The organism is Pseudomonas mohnii, assembly GCF_900105115.1.
In the GTDB taxonomy this organism is placed as follows: Bacteria; Pseudomonadota; Gammaproteobacteria; order Pseudomonadales; family Pseudomonadaceae; genus Aquipseudomonas; species Aquipseudomonas mohnii.
On the sequence record NZ_FNRV01000001.1, the window covers coordinates 5,349,827 to 5,367,456 of the forward strand.

Annotated in this window: 16 protein-coding genes and 1 pseudogene; 5 read left to right on the forward strand and 12 right to left on the reverse strand. The window is 59.8% G+C overall.

Features of this window, described 5'->3' with window-relative positions; translation table 11 throughout:
* Positions 1-60: 60 nt before the first annotated feature.
* Entirely contained in the window at positions 61-372 is a 312-nt protein-coding gene (locus tag BLV61_RS25035; protein WP_090468109.1) for a hypothetical protein, read from the reverse strand.
* Between the two features lie 227 nt (positions 373-599).
* Here BLV61_RS25035 and yegS point away from each other — a divergent pair, with 227 nt between their 5' ends.
* Positions 600-1,511, forward strand: a complete 912-nt coding sequence (gene yegS, locus BLV61_RS25040; RefSeq protein WP_090468111.1) for a lipid kinase YegS — start codon at positions 600-602, stop codon at positions 1,509-1,511.
* Here yegS and BLV61_RS25045 read toward each other — a convergent pair.
* The 3 genes from BLV61_RS25045 to BLV61_RS25055 all read right to left on the reverse strand — a co-directional run bounded on the left by BLV61_RS25045 (position 1,495) and on the right by BLV61_RS25055 (position 4,002).
* Entirely contained in the window at positions 1,495-2,154 is a 660-nt protein-coding gene (locus tag BLV61_RS25045) for a response regulator (protein ID WP_090468113.1), read from the reverse strand. The two genes, yegS and BLV61_RS25045, sit on opposite strands and share 17 nt — an antisense overlap.
* Complete coding sequence (locus BLV61_RS25050; protein WP_047527257.1) at positions 2,151-3,044, reverse strand: sensor histidine kinase; 894 nt, start codon at positions 3,042-3,044, stop codon at positions 2,151-2,153. Before BLV61_RS25050 ends, BLV61_RS25045 begins: the two co-directional genes overlap by 4 nt.
* 490 nt (positions 3,045-3,534) lie before the next feature.
* Positions 3,535-4,002 carry a hypothetical protein gene (locus BLV61_RS25055; protein WP_047527258.1) on the reverse strand — a complete coding sequence of 156 codons (468 nt, stop codon included), beginning with the start codon at positions 4,000-4,002 and terminating at the stop codon, positions 3,535-3,537.
* 462 nt (positions 4,003-4,464) lie between these two features.
* On the opposite strand from BLV61_RS25055, the pseudogene BLV61_RS25060 reads away from it, so the two are divergent.
* Positions 4,465-5,399, forward strand: a pseudogene (locus BLV61_RS25060) (chemotaxis protein CheV).
* A 141-nt stretch (positions 5,400-5,540) separates the two neighbouring features.
* The gene (locus BLV61_RS25065) at positions 5,541-6,347 is read left to right on the forward strand and encodes an MOSC domain-containing protein (protein ID WP_090468115.1); all 807 of its coding nucleotides are present in this window, start codon (positions 5,541-5,543) and stop codon (positions 6,345-6,347) included.
* Positions 6,348-6,415: 68 nt separating this feature from the next.
* Here BLV61_RS25065 and ppnP read toward each other — a convergent pair whose 3' ends face one another.
* The 8 genes from ppnP to BLV61_RS25105 all read right to left on the reverse strand — a co-directional run bounded on the left by ppnP (position 6,416) and on the right by BLV61_RS25105 (position 15,745).
* On the reverse strand, positions 6,416-6,700 hold the full coding sequence (gene ppnP, locus BLV61_RS25070; RefSeq protein WP_047527262.1) for a pyrimidine/purine nucleoside phosphorylase: 285 nt from the start codon (positions 6,698-6,700) through the stop codon (positions 6,416-6,418).
* 69 nt (positions 6,701-6,769) lie between these two features.
* Positions 6,770-7,312, reverse strand: coding sequence for a 3'-5' exonuclease (locus tag BLV61_RS25075; RefSeq protein ID WP_090468117.1), 543 nt, complete (start codon positions 7,310-7,312; stop codon positions 6,770-6,772).
* 71 nt (positions 7,313-7,383) lie between these two features.
* Entirely contained in the window at positions 7,384-9,345 is a 1,962-nt protein-coding gene (locus BLV61_RS25080) for an acetyl/propionyl/methylcrotonyl-CoA carboxylase subunit alpha (RefSeq protein WP_090468118.1), read from the reverse strand.
* Positions 9,346-9,461: 116 nt separating this feature from the next.
* Positions 9,462-10,259, reverse strand: coding sequence for an enoyl-CoA hydratase/isomerase family protein (locus BLV61_RS25085; RefSeq protein ID WP_090468120.1), 798 nt, complete (start codon positions 10,257-10,259; stop codon positions 9,462-9,464).
* Complete coding sequence (gene atuD, locus BLV61_RS25090) at positions 10,256-11,413, reverse strand: citronellyl-CoA dehydrogenase (protein WP_047527267.1); 1,158 nt, start codon at positions 11,411-11,413, stop codon at positions 10,256-10,258. Before atuD ends, BLV61_RS25085 begins: the two co-directional genes overlap by 4 nt.
* A gap of 27 nt (positions 11,414-11,440) precedes the next feature.
* Positions 11,441-13,057, reverse strand: coding sequence for a geranyl-CoA carboxylase subunit beta (gene atuC, locus BLV61_RS25095; RefSeq protein ID WP_090468122.1), 1,617 nt, complete (start codon positions 13,055-13,057; stop codon positions 11,441-11,443).
* Positions 13,058-13,060: 3 nt separating this feature from the next.
* A complete protein-coding gene (locus BLV61_RS25100) occupies positions 13,061-13,930 on the reverse strand; it encodes an SDR family oxidoreductase (protein WP_090468124.1) in 870 nt (289 codons plus the stop codon).
* Between the two features lie 12 nt (positions 13,931-13,942).
* On the reverse strand, positions 13,943-15,745 hold the full coding sequence (locus BLV61_RS25105) for an acyclic terpene utilization AtuA family protein (protein ID WP_090468127.1): 1,803 nt from the start codon (positions 15,743-15,745) through the stop codon (positions 13,943-13,945).
* Positions 15,746-15,908: 163 nt separating this feature from the next.
* Between BLV61_RS25105 and BLV61_RS25110 the strand changes: the two genes are divergently transcribed.
* The gene (locus tag BLV61_RS25110) at positions 15,909-16,532 is read left to right on the forward strand and encodes a TetR/AcrR family transcriptional regulator (RefSeq protein WP_047527272.1); all 624 of its coding nucleotides are present in this window, start codon (positions 15,909-15,911) and stop codon (positions 16,530-16,532) included.
* Between the two features lie 94 nt (positions 16,533-16,626).
* Positions 16,627-17,457 (forward strand): substrate-binding periplasmic protein, encoded by an 831-nt coding sequence (locus BLV61_RS25115; protein WP_081998002.1) that lies wholly within the window; start codon positions 16,627-16,629, stop codon positions 17,455-17,457.
* Positions 17,458-17,630 lie beyond the last annotated feature (173 nt).

The following is a 17,630-nucleotide window of genomic DNA, read 5'->3' on the forward strand; positions in this document are numbered from 1 at the left end:
GTGAACAATCTTCGTCTTGCAAGCCCGGTTGATCGAACCGGGTTTTGCGTTGATGAGGCTTTAATTCGCCAGAAGCAGTGTCACGAGCTGCTCGAAACGACTATTGGCGATCCAGCCGAGAAGCCCGAGGACTACGGCTGTTCCGCCAGCCGAATAGGCGAGTCGGTGCTTGATGGATTTGAGGTCACTGCGAATGTCTTCCATGTCCCTTCGGATGCACTTGAGGCGTGTTTCCAGTTCAGTGACGCGAGGTTCCATATCAACTTCTCCGTTGGGTTTCATGCTGTTTTTGATTTCAGCCGGCTGGTTGGCCTGTTTCTCTGCGAGTGGTGCGACCGGAAACACCGATAGGCTGGAGTGATGGCTCTGCATGGCACGTCCTTGTGTTTGTGCTGCTGATCACTAAAAACCGAAGGCACCAAAGTGGACCAATCACACTTTCTGGTCAATTGAGCCGATTCCTCACGTTTTGTAAGAAAAATCCTGCTACATAGGGCTCAAGTCGACTCGACTGGAAATAATTCAATTTCTTGCGACTTTTATCGGTTGCGTCGCGGTCAACATCTCCCATAGGCCAATCAATCCCGGGAGTGACACCGATGAGCGAACGCAAGGCGCTGTTGATATTGCATGGTAAGCAGGCGCTCAACGAGGCAGTGCGTGCTGCCGTCGAAAGCAAGCGCGAGCAGGGTTGGGAACTGGCTGTCCGGGTGACCTGGGAGGCCGGTGACGCACAGCGGCTGGTGGATGAAGCACTGACCGCCGGCTACCGGCAAATCATCGCTGGCGGTGGCGATGGCACGTTGCGTGATATTGCCGAGGCCATGGCGGCGCATTCGACCGGGGCCAGCCTGGTGCTGATGCCTCTGGGAACCGCCAATGATTTTGCCCGCGCCGCCGGTATTCCACTGGAGCCGGATCAGGCACTGGAACTTCTGGAGCGTGCGCCCAGCCCCATCGATCTGGGGGACGTGGGCGGGCAAGTGTTCTTGAACATGGCCACGGGCGGTTTCGGCAGCCAGGTCACCGCCAATACCTCGGAGGAGCTGAAAAAAGTCCTCGGTGGCGCTGCGTATCTCTTCACGGGTCTGTCACGTTTCAGTGAGTTGCACGCGGCTTATGGCGAGTTGCACGGACCGGATTTTCACTGGAGTGGCGAGCTGTTGGCGTTGGGCATCGGTAATGGCCGGCAGGCGGGAGGTGGCCATGTGTTATGTCCGCAAGCGCTGGCGGACGACGGTCTGCTCGATATCAGCATTTTGCCGGCACCGCAGGAACTGGTGGGCACCTTGAAAAACCTGCTGGCCGATGGCTTTGGTATCGACAACATGTTCGTGCGGGCACGCCTGCCTTGGGTCGAGATCAAGGCCTCCGAAGGCCTGCACATCAACCTCGATGGCGAGCCGTTGGAAGGTGACAACCTGCGATTCTCGGCTCGACCGGGGGCGCTAAGGGTGCATTTGCCCGAGCATTCGCCGTTGTTGGGCGCCAGCGTTAATCGTCCAGACTGATGATCTGCTCGCGCACGGCGAATAAAACAAGGCCTGCCACATCGAAGATCTGCAAGCGTTTCATGATCTGCGAGCGATGGGTTTCAACTGTCTTGACGCTCAGGCCCAGGCCGTTGGCGATTTCCCGGGTGGATTTTCCCCGAACAATCAAACGAAGGATTTCCAGCTGACGGGGCGTCAGGTTGTGCGAATCAACGGATTCAGTCTGGTTTTTCTGGGTTCGGGTCAGCGCCTGGTTGATAACCGTATGGGCGATGGCCGGGCTCAGGTAACGTTCGTTGTTTCGCAACGCCTCCAGCGCCTGTTCCAGCTCAGTGGCTGTGGTGTCCTTGAGCAGGTAGCCATGGGCACCCGATTCCAGCGCCTGCATGATCAGTGCCGGGTCGGTGTGCATCGACAGGATCAGCACCTTGGCCTGTGGGCGTATCCGCTTGAGCTGCTGCAAGGCTTCAACGCCGCCGGTTTGCTTCATGGAAATGTCCAGCAGCACGATATCCGGGGACAGATGCTCGACCATCGCGAGCAATTGCGAGCCGTCATCGGCCTCGCCAATGACCGCGTAGCCAGGAAGGTCGAGCACCAGGGCGCGTACGCCAGCCCTGATCAGCGAGTGGTCATCCACCAGAAGTAAGTTACAAGTCAATGTATAACCTTTTTCGTACTGGCCCGTTCGAGCGCGCGAGGTGCCCAAGGGAGGAGAGCTTCGATTTGAGTGCCTTTGCCCGGTTCGCTGGTCACGGTCAGTGTGCCACCCAACTGAGCGATCCGTTCCGACATCCCGGCCATACCACGTTGCCCCTCGCGACCGGGATCTGTAGCCGGCGCAAACCCCAGGCCGTCGTCACTGATCAGCAGCGACAGGCCTTGCGGCAAGCGCTGGAGGCAGACCAGAAGGTTTTTCGCTTCGGCATGTCGCAGTATGTTGGTGATCGCTTCCTGAGTGATTCGAAAAGCGGCCACTGCCATCTCTTCCGGGATGCCCGTCAGGCGTTGATGGCATTCAAGGCTCCAGTGTACCGACGTATTGGTCAGCGTCTTGAGCAGATGTGCACGCAGGCTGGCTTCCAGCCCAAGGCTGGTCAGTTGTCGGGGATTGAGGATGGCCGATACATCGCGAACTTTGGTCAGGGTTTCGTCCAGCGTATCGCAGAGCACCGAGCATTGTCCCTGCAGTTCTTCCGGCATTCGGCGCCTGAGCCAGTCACTTTGAAGCTTTGCTGCCGTCAGCAACTGACCGATGTCGTCATGCAGTTCCCGGCTCAGTCGATGACGCTCGTTTTCCTGAACCTGCAGCAAGCGGTCGGCCAACTCCTGAGGCTGGAATTTGATCGACTTGCGCGACAGGTGATACTGCATCCAGACGCAGCCCAATGCCGCTATGTTGAGCACCAGCAAACCTGGTGGCAGATGCGCGGACAGGCTGTAGATCAGCAGATTGCCGAGCGTCGAGGCGGCGCACAGAGCAAGGGTGAACCGACTTGCATTTTCTCTGGAAGGTGGCCACTTGGCAATGGACTTGAGGCTGGCGTGCATAGCGGATGGAGCCAATGGATGTTCGCTGCGGGCAGACTGGTCATGCAAGCTGACGGGTCTATGTTTTTTAGTATCAGGCATCGACTTCAACGGGGCGTATTCTGACTAAGAATCCAGTCTGGAACTTGATCGGATTACGACCGTCTGCAATCACGGTGCCATTACTTGACGCAAACTATTGGGCGGCATAATACCACTTAAGATACCGTTGGTCGCGTACGCGATAGATGTCGTTGGAGTCAGGAAACACGAGTCCAAACCCTGGCTCCAGCCAGCAAAAAGGAGGCTGTTTCGTCGGCGCAGGGGGGCCGTTTGTCTATAGGTTTTTGTCATTTAATATCAGGCAAAACCCTAGGCTGTCGGCTGTCGAGGAGATTAGTTATTTGTTGGGGGTTGTCGCTTAAATATGCAATAGCCAGTTGCGATGTGTGTTTGCTCAAGTTACTGAGTCGTCATCGGGAAAAAAAGAAATACGGGTCGTTCTGTCGTTTTAACTCTGTTCAGCATAGGAAATGATTGTGAAGGGTTTGGAGTTAATCGGTGGCCGAAACTGACTTTGTCCAACCTGACAGGCAAACGCTTCAATCAGGGTGGTCTGTTCACTTTCATCAAGGCTGAGCTGGCCGGTTTTCTGGTCGATGAGTTCGAGTTGCCAGGCAATCAGTGTCAGGCAGTCTTTCAGCGCGCTCAGGGCCTCGTCATGCAGATCCATATGATTCTGCGCATGATTGAGCAAGCCGTGTATGTGTAAGGAGAATTCCGAAACAGCGGCCAGCGCCAGGGCATCGGCCTTGTTGGCCAGCTTGAGGAGGGTACTGAGCATGCAGTCGATCGCGTCCTTGTCATTGCTGATCAGTTGCAAATGACTCAGGCATTCCTCGGTCTTGGCCAGGAGTGTTTCAGCTTCGACGAGAAATTCAGGGATCCGCTGTGCCCATTCATTGCGATTGTTCGGCATGCTTATCTCCACAACGTCATGACTAATGAGGGGATGTCGCGCGTGTCGATCAGGACGGACAGCGTCCCGACGTAACCGTTTGGTCGTGGGATCGCGCTACAGCCGGCTGGAGTGCGGGCAGTAGTAATCGAAAGGGTGGCTGGCCACTTACCTGCAATCGCACACACAAGCCTGACTCCATTCATGCAATGAGAATGGCGTCACATTAATGGCTATTGGATATTGCGAATATCAGGTTTTACCTGATTGATGCTAGGGGAATCCCTTACGCAAAGGAACCGAACGCGAAAGCTGTGGTCGCGTTGCAGGAGTGTAGCAGATGAAATCACAACGCCAGTAAAGCATGATGTTAATGTGACATCAATGCCTGTGCGTGGCATTTTGCAAGGGGTCAAGCTCCGGCAAAAACAGCCGATAACCTTCCAATAGTGAATTCATCAGAACAAGCCCAGGAGTCATTGAATGGCCGGCATTCTCGATACGGTAGACCAACGTACGCAACTGGTGGGTGAGAATCGCCTGGAAATTCTCATGTTCCGGCTGGCCGGACGGCAATTGTTTGCGATCAACGTCTTTAAAGTGCAGGAAGTCCTGCAACTGCCGAAGCTGACCCTGATGCCTCAGCGTCACCCGTTCGTTTGTGGCGTGGTCAACCTGCGTGGCCAGACCCTGCCGGTGATTGACCTGTCCCAGGCCATCGGCATGCGTCCACTGGTGCCAGGCCCGAACAGCACGATCATCGTTACCGAGTACAACCGTTCGGTTCAGGCATTCCTGGTGGGGGGGTGGACCGTATCGTCAATATGAACTGGGAAGCCATTCTGCCGCCGCCGACCAGCGCCGGTCGTCAGCATTACCTGACCGCCATCAGCAAGGTCGATGATCAGTTGGTGGAAATCATCGACGTTGAAAAAGTCCTGGCGGAAATCGTCCCTTACAACGCCAAGGTATCCCGCGACAAGCTCGACGATCCGGTGCTGGAGCGTGCCCGTGGTCGTGAAGTGTTGCTGGTGGATGACTCGAATGTGGCCCTGTCGCAGTTGCGTGACACGCTGGGGCAGTTGGGTGTGAAGATGCACATTGCCAGCGATGGCTTGAAGGCGCTGAACATGCTCAAGGGCTGGGCCGATACCGGCGTCAACATGACCGACAAACTGTTGATGGTTTTCACCGATGCGGAAATGCCGGAAATGGACGGCTATCGCCTGACCACCGAGATCCGCAACGATCCACGTTTGCGAGGCCTGTATGTGGTGTTGCACACGTCTTTGTCCGGCAGCTTCAACGACTCCATGGTCAAGAAGGTTGGCTGCGATAATTTCCTCTCCAAGTTCCAGCCCGACAAACTCGTCGACGTGGTGCGTCAGCGCCTGATGCTCGACGCCGTGCCGGCCTGAACACGCCCGCAAACAACCTGTAGGAGTCGGCTGAGTCTGTGACGTCGCTTTATCCGGCGAGCCGCTCCCACTGTTTTTTGGCCTTTGATTCAGCGATCAAGCTCGTATAGGGTGGCGTTTTTACCTCCCAGGGAGCAGGTCATGTTGCGTCTGAGCGCGCTTTATCGTTATCCGTTGAAATCTGGCAAGGGTGAGCCTTTGCAGCAGGTCAGCCTCGACAAACTGGGGCTGGACGGAGATCGACGCTGGATGCTGGTCGACGAGGCCAGTGGGCGCTTTCTGACCCAGCGTGCGGTGGCGCAAATGAGCCAATTGTCAGCGTTGTGGAATGCTGAAGGCGGCCTGACCCTCAGCGCCCCCGACCACTCACCGATCGATATCGCCTTGCCCGCAAGCGACGCCGAACTGCGTGGCGTCACCATCTGGCGCGACACCCTGCGTGTGCCCGATGCCGGCGATGAAGCGGGCGCATGGGTCAGCCAATTCATTGGCAAACCGACCCGCCTGGTACAAGTGCCATTGGATCGTGCGCGCATGACCGAGGCCGGTTATGGCAAGGACGACGATCAGGTGGCGTTTGCCGATGGGTATCCGCTGCTGCTGATCGGCCAGGCATCGCTGGAAGACCTGTCGCAAAAAGTCGGACGTGAGCTGGAAATGCTGCGTTTTCGGCCGAATCTGGTGATCGAAGGCAGCGAGGCGTATGCCGAGGACAGCTGGAAGCGCATTCGCATCGGCGATGTCGAGTTCCGGGTGGTCAAGTCGTGCGCGCGCTGCATTTTGACCACCATCGATCCGCAGACCGGCGAGCGCAGCGCAGATCGCGAACCCCTGGCCTCCCTGCAGAAGTACCGGTCCGAAGCCGATGGCGCGATGTTCGGCCAGAATCTGGTCAATGACGGCAATGGCCGGCTGCAAGTCGGTATGCCTGTGACCATCCTCGAGTAACGGCGCTCAATAAAAAATGCCCGTGTCCTTGGACACGGGCATTTTTTTGCTGCTGTGAAACCCGGGGTTTAGCCGCGGTATTCGCACAGGTAAGCGGTGGTGACAGCCACTTTCACCTTGAACTTGCTGTTGGCCGGAACGTTGAACTGGTCGCCGGCGTTGAAAGTTTCCCATTCGGTGCTATCCGGCAGTTGAATGGTCAACGCGCCGGACACCACGTGCATGATTTCACGCTGGCTGGTACCGAAGTCGTAGTCACCCGGAGCCATGACACCGATGGTCGCCTGACCTTCAGCGTTGTCAAAGGCGATCGACTTGACGTTGCCGTCGAAGTACTCGTTGACTTTAAACATGGGCGATTCCTCGAAAAGGGCTAAAAAGGGCCGGCCAGTATGCACAAGGCCCAACGCCGAGTCACCTCTCTAAAGGGGAAGAACCAGTGGCAGCAGCCGTGCGGTATTGCGCGCATCTTCCAGCGCCCGGTGTTGCTGGCCGGTGAACTGCAAACCCGCCAGTTGCAGGGCACCATTGAGCCCCAGTGGGCGCTCCAGGCGTCGGACCTTGGCAAAGCGCTGCTTGAGGTTCATGTGGTGCACCTTGGCCAGTGCACTGTCGATGTGCAGGCGCTGCCATTCCTGAAGCAGCTGTTTGCGATCGTAATCGCCCCAACTGGCCCAGCCTTCAAGGTGCGTGCGATGTTGGCCGAGCCAACGCTCGAACGATGCCCATACCTCGTCCAATGGCTGCGCGGCATCGATATTGACCTGGGTTATGTGGGTCAGTTCCCGGCAAAACGATGTCAGTAACGGACGCCGTGCCGGTTTGACGAAGCGCTGGAAGTGGTCCAGCTCCCGGCCCTTGCGGTCCACCAGGCTGGCGCCGATTTCGATGATTTCCATTTCCGTGATGGGCCAGCCACCTTCATCGGTGGTGGCTTCCAGATCAATGACCAGCCAGTGAGGCATTGCAGGGTTCCTGGTATCCGCGTCCTGATAGGGCTTGAGCGTAGCCAAACCCGGCGGATCCGCCTAGCGGCTTATTCGACCTCCAACAGAATCTGCCGGTTTTTCACCTGATCGCCCACCTGCACCTGCAAGCGCTTGAGGACGCCGTCGATGCCCGACTTGAGCGGATGCTCCATCTTCATGGCCTCCAGCACCACCAGCAATTGGCCTTTACTCACCGGGCTGCCTTCACGGACCAGCACATCGACGATCGCTCCGTCCATTGGCGCTTTGAGGGTGCCGGAACTGACGCCGACCTGATTGCTGACCAGCGCCTGGGTTCGATCCGTCAGGCTCAGACTGCCCGGACGGGTGAACAGGCACAGTTGCCCGGCCTCCATTCGATAGGCATAGCGCTTGCGAATACCGTCGATTTCCAGCGTGGCCCAGCGCCCATCGCACTCGATGATGTTCAGATCCAGGCCGCGGGTCGCGGTCTGAATCCGGTAGGCCTTGCCCGGCATAGCCTTCAGCTCCACCGACCACGTCTGATCCTCCAAACCCAGACAATACTGGAGCGGCACACTGGCGTTGTTGCGCCAACCGGCCAGCGGAGCGCGATGCGATTGAGCAGAGGCCTGATAGAACAGCGCCGCGGCAATTGCCAGTTCCTCGGCGCCGGGGACATGTGGGTGCAGGCAGGAATGGTCGGCGAAATGCTGCGCGATGAACCCGGTGCTGAATTCGCCGCTGATGAATTGTGGATGATCCAGCAGGCTGGCGAGCAAACGCTGATTGCTCTGCACCCCCAGCAGCACGGTGTCCTGCACCGCTCGCAGTAACTTGCGCCGGGCTTCCTCGCGGGTGGCGCCATGGGCGATGATCTTGCCCAGCATGGGGTCATAGAAAGGGCTGATCTGTTGGCCTTCGATCAGGCCATGGTCGATCCGTGCACCGTTTTGCGCGGCGGGTTCCCAAGCGTCGACGCGCCCGGTCTGCGGCAGAAAACCCTGGGCCGGGTCCTCGGCATACAGCCGGACTTCCATGGCGTGGCCGTTGAGTTGCACCTGTTCCTGACGCAGCGGCAAAGGCTGCCCCTCGGCGATATTCAGTTGCCAGGCCACCAGATCAAGCCCAGTGATCAGCTCCGTCACCGGATGCTCCACCTGCAGCCGCGTGTTCATTTCCAGAAAGAAAAACTGTCCGCGCGCATCCAGCAGGAACTCCACCGTACCGGCACCTACGTAATTCACCGCGCGCCCTGCCTTGAGCGCCGCTTCACCCATGGCCTGGCGCAGCTCGGTGGTCATGACCGGGCAGGGGGCTTCCTCGATGACCTTCTGATGGCGGCGTTGAATCGAACAATCCCGTTCGCCGAGGTAGATCAGGTTGCCGTGCTGATCGCCGAACAATTGAACTTCGACATGCCGTGGTTCGATCAGGGCCTGTTCGAGGATCAGTTCTTCGCTGCCAAAACCGTGTAGGGCTTCGGAGCGCGCGGTGCGAAGCTGCTCCGGCAAGTCGCTGGCCGCGTGTACCAGGCGCATGCCGCGTCCGCCACCGCCAGCGCTGGCCTTGATCATCAGCGGATAGCCGATGCGTTCGGCTTCGCGGCTCAGGGTCGCGTCGTCCTGTTCGGCACCTTGATAGCCTTTGATGCACGGCACACCGGCCTCGAGCATGGCGATCTTCGACAGGCGTTTGCTGCCCATCAACTCGATCGCCTCGGGGCTGGGGCCGATGAAGGTGATGCCGGCGTGCTGGCAGGCGAGGGCGAAACCGGCGTTTTCCGAGAGAAAGCCGTAGCCGGGATGGATCGCATCCGCGCCGGTGCGCCGGGCGGCCTCGATGATTGCCGGGATGTTCAGATAAGACTGTTGCACCGGAGCCGGGCCGATGTTCACCGCTTCGTCGGCCATCCGCACATGCAGCGCATCGGCGTCGGCATCGCTAAACACGGCGACGGTGCGGTAGCCCAGGGCCTGGGCGGTGCGCTGGATGCGGCAGGCGATTTCACCGCGGTTGGCGATGAGGATTTTTTTGAGTGCGGGCATGGGTTTTTCCCTTGGTTTTGCGGTGAAAGTGCTGGCCTCTTCGCTGGCAAGCCAGCTCCCACAGGGTTGTGTGTGGCACAAATCCACCGTGGGAGCTGGCTTGCCAGCGATGTTTTTCAGGAGGCCCACCCCGGTTTACGCTTCTGCACAAAGGCCATCGTTCCCTCGATACCTTCGGCCCCGGTCACCGCCTCGCTGAACCACTGCGCGGCTTCGTTCAGCAGCTCATCCGAGGGTTGTGGAGCACTTGCCAGCAACAGCTTTTTCGTCGCCGCATTCGCCCCCGGCGCACAACACAGCACATGGGCCAACACCTCATCGAGGCGTTCGGCCAGTGCTTGTGGATCGTGCTCGACAAAATGCACCAGCCCCATCCGCCGCGCCTGGGTCCCATCGAATCGCGCCGCTGTCAGGGCCAGTCGCCGGGCCTGGGTCAAACCAATGCGCTGGACCACGAACGGCGCGATCTGGGCCGGCAGCAGGCCGAGGCTGGTTTCCGGCAGGCCGAATTGCGCCTGATGATCGGCCAGGGCGATGTCACTGACACAGGCCAGGCCGAAACCGCCGCCCAGCACGGCGCCTTGCAACACGGTGATCACCACTTGTGGCGCATGCTGGGTTTCTTCGAGCAAGGCTCCGAAGGCGCGGTTCAAATCGCGGTAAGCATCCTGGCCTTGGGCGCGGGCATTGGCCATGTCCTTGATGTCGCCGCCTGCACAGAAATGCCCGCCGGCCCCGCCAATGACCAGGGCGCGGGTCGTCTGGTCATCGCGTACCGCCGCGAGCACAGCGCGCAGTTCGCTGACCATCTGCAAGCTCATGGCGTTGCGGCTGTCCGGGCGATTGAGGGTGATGTGCAGCACGCCGTTATGCGGCTCCAGCAGCAAGGTCTGGCAAACCGGCAAGGTGCTCATTTCTTTTTCCCCGGCAGGATGCCCATGAGTTTGCAGATGATCCCCAGCATGATTTCGTCAGCACCGCCGCCGATCGACACCAGCCGTACATCGCGGTAGGCGCGGGCCACCGGGTTGTCCCACATGAAGCCCATGCCGCCCCAGTATTGCAGGCAGCTGTCGCTGACTTCGCGGCCCAACCGGCCGGCCTTGAGCTTGGCCATGGACGCGAGGCGAGTGACGTCATGACCCTTGATGTATTGCTCGGTGGCCTGATAAACCAGCGCTCGCAGGCATTCGATTTCGGTTTGCAGTTCGGCCAGGCGAAAGTGAATGACCTGGTTGTCGATCAATGCACTGCCGAAGGTCTTGCGCTCCTTGCAGTACTCGATCGTGCTGTCGACGCAGTACTCCAGCCCCTTGATCATGTTCGCCGCGCCGAACAGGCGTTCCTCCTGGAACTGCAGCATCTGCATCATGAACCCGGCGCCTTCATGGCCGATGCGATTGCGTTGCGGCACACGCACGTTGTCGAAAAACACCTGGGCGGTTTCCGAGCTGCGCATGCCGAGTTTGTCCAGGTGCGAGCTGAGGCTGATCCCCGGCGTGTTCATCGGCACCATGATCAGTGATTTGTTGATGTGCGGTTTGTCGTCCGACGTATTGGCCAGTAAACAGATGAAATCGGCGCACGGCGAATTGGTGATCCACATCTTGCTGCCGTTGATCACGTAATCGTCGCCGTCCTTGCGCGCGGTGGTCTTCAACCCGGCCACGTCGGAACCGGCGCCGACTTCGGAGACGCCGATGCAGCCGACTTGCTCGCCGCTGATCGCGGGACGGAGGAATTCGTCGCGCAATTCATCGGAGCCGAAACGCGCCAGCGCCGGGGTGCACATGTCGGTCTGCACGCCGATGGACATGGGAATGCCACCGCAATGAATGGTGCCGAATTCTTCGGCGGCGACGATCGAGTAGCTGTAGTCCAGGCCCATGCCGCCGAATTTTTCCGGTTTGGATATCCCCAGCAGGCCAAGGTCGCCAGCCTTGCGGAAAATCTCGTGGATCGGAAAGCGTCCGGCCTTTTCCCATTCTTCGACGTGGGGATTGATCTCGTTGTCGACGAATTGGCGGACGGTGCGGCGCAGGGCTTCATGTTCCTGGGTGAAAATCATTTTATTGTTCTCCCTTTGGTCGCCGGCCTAGAACCGTGCGACCCCAAAACTGTTGGCGTGCAGCGGCCGTACCTCGGCCTCGTGACAGATATCCAGCAAGTAACCGAGCAAGGTCCGGGTATCGCGCGGATCGATCAGGCCGTCGTCCCATAGATTGGCGCTGCCGTAGAGCGCCGTGGACTGACTGTCGAGTTTCTGCGCGGTGACCTGTTCCAGCATGTCGAGCATTTTCGGATCGGGCACCAGGCCGTCCTTGGCCTGTTTGGCCTCGGTGACGATGCGCAGCACTTTGCCGGCCTGGGCACCGCCCATCACCGCCGTGCGGCTATTGGGCCAGGCGAAGATGAAGCGCGGGTCGAGGCCGCGGCCGCACATCGCATAGTTGCCGGCGCCATAGGAACCGCCGACGACGATCGTCAGTTTCGGCACCCGGGCGTTGGCCACCGCTTGAATCATTTTTGCGCCATGCTTGATCACGCCTTGCTGTTCCGATTCGGTGCCGACCATGAACCCCGTGGTGTTATGAAAAAACAGCAGCGGCGTCTGGCTCTGGTCGCACAGCTGGATGAACTGCGCAGCCTTGCTCGCGCCCTGGGGCGTGATCGGGCCGTTGTTGCCGATGAAGCCGCAGGCGCGGCCCTGGATTTTCAGTTGGCCGCAGACGGTTTGCTGGTCGAACTCGCCCTTGAACTCGAGGAAGTTCGAGCCGTCGGCGATACGGGCGATGATCTCGCGCACGTCGTAGGGCTTTTTCGGATCATCCGGGATCAGGCCGAGCAATTCATCGATGGGGTAGAGCGGTTCTTCCCAGTGACGTTCCGGTAGCGCAGGCAACCGGTCGTTCCACGGCAACAGGCTGACGATCTCGCGCACCTGACGCACACCGTCGGCATCGTTTTCGGCCAGGTATTCGGCGGTGCCGGCCACTTGCGCGTGCATCTCGGCGCCGCCCAGCGCTTCGTCGGTCGCCACTTCACCAGTCGCCGCCTTGAGCAGAGGCGGGCCGGCGAGAAACAGCTTGGCCTTGCCCCGTACTACCACCACGTAATCCGACAATCCGGGTTGATAAGCACCGCCCGCCGTTGCCGAGCCATGCACCACGGTGATCTGCGGCAGGCCCATGGCTGACATCCGCGCCTGATTGGCAAAGCTGCGCGCGCCTTCGACGAAAATATCCGCCGCGTAGTTGAGGTTGGCGCCCCCGCTTTCGGCCAGGGTGATCACCGGCAGTTTGTTTTCCATGGCGATCTGTTGCAGGCGCAGGGACTTTTTCAAACCGCTGGGGGAAATGGTCCCGCCCTTGATCGCACTGTTGTTCGCCACCACCAGAGTGCGCACGCCGGACACGTAACCGATGCCAGCGATCAGGCCGCCACCGGCCGAGCTGCCATCCTTGTCATCGTGCAGTTTGTAACCGGCCAGGCTCGCCAGTTCGAGGAAGGGCGCTCCGGGGTCCAGCAGCAGATTGAGGCGTTCGCGGGGCAGCAATTGTCCGCGCTTGTCGAACTTGGGCTTGGCCTCGGCCGCCTTTTTCAACAGGTTCTGCTCGAGTTCGCGGACCTGCTCGATCCCCACCAGCATGGCCGCGCGATTGCGGGCGAACTGTTCGCTGTGGGGATCGAGTTGCGACTGAATCACCGGCATGGGTTATTCCTTATCCTTGAGCACGTCTGGAAGGTACGCACGGTGAAAGCCGTTGTACGACTCACTGTTGGTCGCCTTGTGAATCGGCCATGCGCGGCCACCGAGACTCGCGGCGCCATCGATGCGCAGGGTACTGCCACTGATAAACGCCGCCGCCGGGCTGAGCAGGAACACGATGGCCGCGCTGACCTCCGACTCGGTGCCGATCCGCTTGAGCGGCACGTGTTCGCGCAAGGTCGGGATCACCGCCTTGAACGCGCCTTCATAGGTGTCCATGCCACTGGACGCGATCCAGCCCGGTGCCACGGCGTTGACCCGCACCCCGGCGTAACCCCACTCGAACGCCGCGGTCTTGGTCAGGTTGTCCATGCCGGAACGCGCGGCGCCCGAGTGGCCCATGCCCGGCATGCCGCCCCACATGTCGGCGAGCATATTGACGATGGCGCCGCCGTGCTTGCTCATGGACTGGTTGAACACTTCCCGGGCCATCAGGAAACCGCCGACCAGATTGGTGCGCATCACCGTTTCGAACCCCTTCTGATTGATCGAAGCCAATGGCGACGGGTACTGCCCGCCGGCATTGTTGACCAGACCGTGGATCGGGCCGTGCTTGCGGATCAGTTCGCCAACCAGGTGCGTCACTGCATCTTCCTCGCGAATATCGCAAGTGCTCCAGTCGGCCCTGCCGCCGTCTTCGGTAATTTCGGCAGCGACGGTTTTCAACTTGTCGGCCTTGCGTCCGACCAGCAGCACGTGCGCGCCGAGGGCGGCCAGTTCGTGGGCGGTGCAACGGCCAATGCCACTGCCGCCACCGGTGACGATGACGGTAAAACCTGCAAACAAATCGGCTTTGAAAATCGAATCGTAGGCCATGGCGGCAGCCCTCTAGTTGACCTGGTCGGCGATGCGCTGCGGCACCGGAATCTGGATTTCCAGCAGTTGCTGGGCGAACGCCTTGCCTTGTGGGTCGATCCGCAGGCTGGCGACACCGCCGCCCCCGAGGGCGTTTTCCAGGAGGAAGTTCAGGCTGTGGGTGGCGGGTAGATACCAGCGCTCGACACGGCCATGGATCGGGTCCAGCACATGGCTCATCCAGTCGACGAGCACCGCCGGGGTCAAGGCTTCGGCGATCCAGGGCAGGTACTCGGGGTCGCGGGCCATCACGCCGATGTTGCTGTGGTTGCCCTTGTCGCCCGAACGGGCCACGGCCAGTTTGACCAGCGCCACGCTGGCGTCGGCCATGCCCGCAGGTTTGGGTGGTTCGAGCGGCGCGGGCAAGTCGGCGCTGTCGAGCATATCGACGGCGGGCAGGGCGCACGGATGGCGCTGGCCCATGAGATCAATTTCCAGCGTGCAGGCGGTTTTGTCGATCAGGAACGAGAACAGGCGGATCAGCGGGTATACGGTGGGGCGACCGCCGACAATACCCGTCAGCCCCGGTGCCATGCCGGTGGCGGCCTGGGCGATTTCCCGGGAGAACACGATCAATGCCTGTTTATTCGGGTGGCGCACGGCGAGTTTGATCACCACTTCGCGGCTGTCGCGACGCTGGCCATGGGGGCCGTAAGTGGCCTCGCTGCCGAGCAGTTCGATGTTGACCTCGCTATAGGGCGCCCAGCCGCGCTGGCTGAAGATCTCCGAGGTCTTGTTGATGATCGCTTCGCTGACCCGCCGAGCCTTGTCGACCGCATCGATGCCGGCGATCAGGCAACTGGCGGTGCAGCGAAAACCATCCGGGTAGGTGGCGCTGACTTTGTATTGATCGGTCGGCGGCAATCCCTTCGCACCGTGCACCTGCACCGCGTTTTTGCCTTGCTGCACGAGTTTGACCCGGGTGAAATCGCAGACCACGTCGGGCAGCAGATAGGCCCTTGGGTCGCCGATTTCATAAAGCATTTGCTCGCCCACCGTCAGCGGGGTGACCAGCCCGCCAGAGCCTTCGGGTTTGCTGACGATGAACTGGCTGTCGGCGCTGACTTCGACGATGGGAAATCCGATGTGTTCGTAGTCGGGCACGTCGCGCCAATCGGTGAAGTTGCCGCCGGTACACTGGGCGCCGCATTCGATGATGTGGCCGGCCAGGGCCGCCTGGGCCAGTTTGTCGTAGTCATGCCACGACCAGCCGAACTCATGCACCAGCGCGGCGCTGACCACCGCGCTGTCGACCACGCGCCCGGTAATCACGATGTCCGCTCCCAGGCGCAGGGCTTCGACAATGCCCGGTGCGCCAAGGTAAGCGTTGGTCGAGACGCACAGGGGCGGCAGCGGCGCGCCGCTGAACATCTCATGGATGCCGCGAGAACCCAGCTGTTTGAACTGCGGTTGCAGGTCATCGCCCAGCAGGACGGCGATCTTCAGTGCAACGCCGGCTTTGTCGCACGCCGCTTGCAGCGCGGTGGCGCAGGCCTGTGGATTGACCCCGCCGGCGTTGCTGATGACCCGGATTTTTTGTTCGCAGAGTTGGCTGAGCAGCGGACTGAGCACTTCGATAAAGTCGCTGGCATAGCCGGCCTGGGGATCTTTCATCCGTGCGCCGGCCATGATCGACAGGGTGATTTCCGCCAGGTAGTCGAAGACCAGATAGTCCAGGCGCCCAGCTTCCACCAGTTGCGCGGCGGCGGTCGAGGTGTCGCCCCAGAACGCGCTGGCGCAACCGATGCGGATCGTTTTTGGCGCAGTCAACTCCATAACCACCTCCGACAGAAGTGCCTTGAGACTACCAAGCAAGCGCTTGGTTTGTAAACGGCTAAAATAACTTCTGCCCGAGCGCTTGCTTGGTTGCGGGCAGCAGCTTAAATTGCCCGCGCAACCCCGCTGTTTTAGCGGTGATCTCGACTGTAGGAGAAAACGGGTGGACGAGCAAAAAGCCCTGAGGGTCATGCACGAACTGGTCGAAAACGGCCAATTGACCGATCCGGACAGTGCCCGCGGCAAGCTCCTGCAAGTGGCGGCTCACCTGTTTCGCAATAAAGGCTACGAACGTACCACGGTGCGTGATCTGGCCGGTGCCGTGGGCATTCAGTCAGGGAGCATTTTTCATCACTTCAAAAGCAAGGAAGAAATCCTGCGGGCGGTGATGGAGGAGACCATTCGCTACAACACCGCGCTGATGCGTGCAGCCATCGCCGACGCCAGCAACGTGCGCGAGCGGGTGCTGGCGCTGATCCGTTGTGAATTGCAGTCGATCATGGGCGGCAGTGGCGAGGCCATGGCGGTGCTGGTCTACGAATGGCGCTCACTGTCCGAGGACGGTCAGGCCAAGGTACTGGCGTTGCGCGATATTTACGAAGACATCTGGTTGCAGGTACTGGGGGAAGCGAAGAGTGCCGGTCTCATTCGCGGTGATGTGTTTGTCACGCGACGCTTTCTCACCGGGGCACTGTCCTGGACCACCACCTGGTTTCGCGCCGGTGGCAGCATGAGCCTTGATCAACTGGCCGACGAGGCGCTGATTCTGGTGCTGGGGGAAAAATAATTAGATTGCATTGGTCGGCAGGAAACTGGCTAATTGGGTTAAACCGCCTAGCTTGAATGCATTGATGCAGTACTTTTTTGGAGTGGTAGTTTTGATGTCTTCGCCAATTCGGACGGCTTCGCGGCTTTTGCTGATGGCGCTTGTAGCGTTATGGATCCTGCCGTCCCAGGCTGCACAGTTGGTGCGTATCGGTGCGGCGCACTTTCCGCCCTACACCGTGCGCCCGGAGTCCGGTGCCGACACCGGTTTGTTGCCGCAATTGGTCGAGGCGCTCAACGCCCTGCAAAACGACTATCAGTTCGTCCTGGTGCCCACCTCCATTCCCCGGCGTTTCGGTGATTTCAAACAAGGGCGGGTCGATATGGCGATCTTCGAAAACCCCGACTGGGGCTGGAAGGACATCCCCCACACCAGCGTCGACATGGGCCTGGAAGACGCCGAGATTTTTGTCGCGCAGCGCCAGCATGAAGGTCAGCCAGTGCGCCAGCAAAACTACTTTGCCGACCTGACAGGCAAGCGTCTGGCGATGTTCAGCGGCTATCACTACGAATTTGCCGGCTTCAATGCCGATCCCAAATTCCTCGCGCAGAACTACAACGCTACGCTGACGTATTCCCATGACAGCAACTTGCTGATGGTGCTGCGCGGGCGCGCCGACATCGCCCTGGTCACGCGTTCCTATCTCAGCGACTATTTTTTGCGCAACAACAAGGTCGCCGATCAATTTCTGGTGTCCGAGCGCATCGATCAGGTCTATCACCATTACGCGATCCTGCGTCCTGCCTCGCCCATCAGCAGCGAGGCATTCGGCAAGTTGTTGCAAGGGCTGCGGGATAACGGTCAGATGCTGAGGATATTCGATCCGTACAAAATTGCGGTGTTGCCGGTCCCGGCGACACAGAGCGCGCCGCAGTTCGCGAATTGACCGACCCCGCTTGAATTTCCCGCCCCGGAATGCGTTACATCGTTGAACTGTCGACGATTATCGTGTGCCCGCCCCATGGCAAACTGGATCGCAAGGCGCTGTACAATCGCGTACATTTTCGCGATTGACTGTCGGTCGTCAGCAGCTCAGCCTTCCGGCTCCATTTTTTCAAG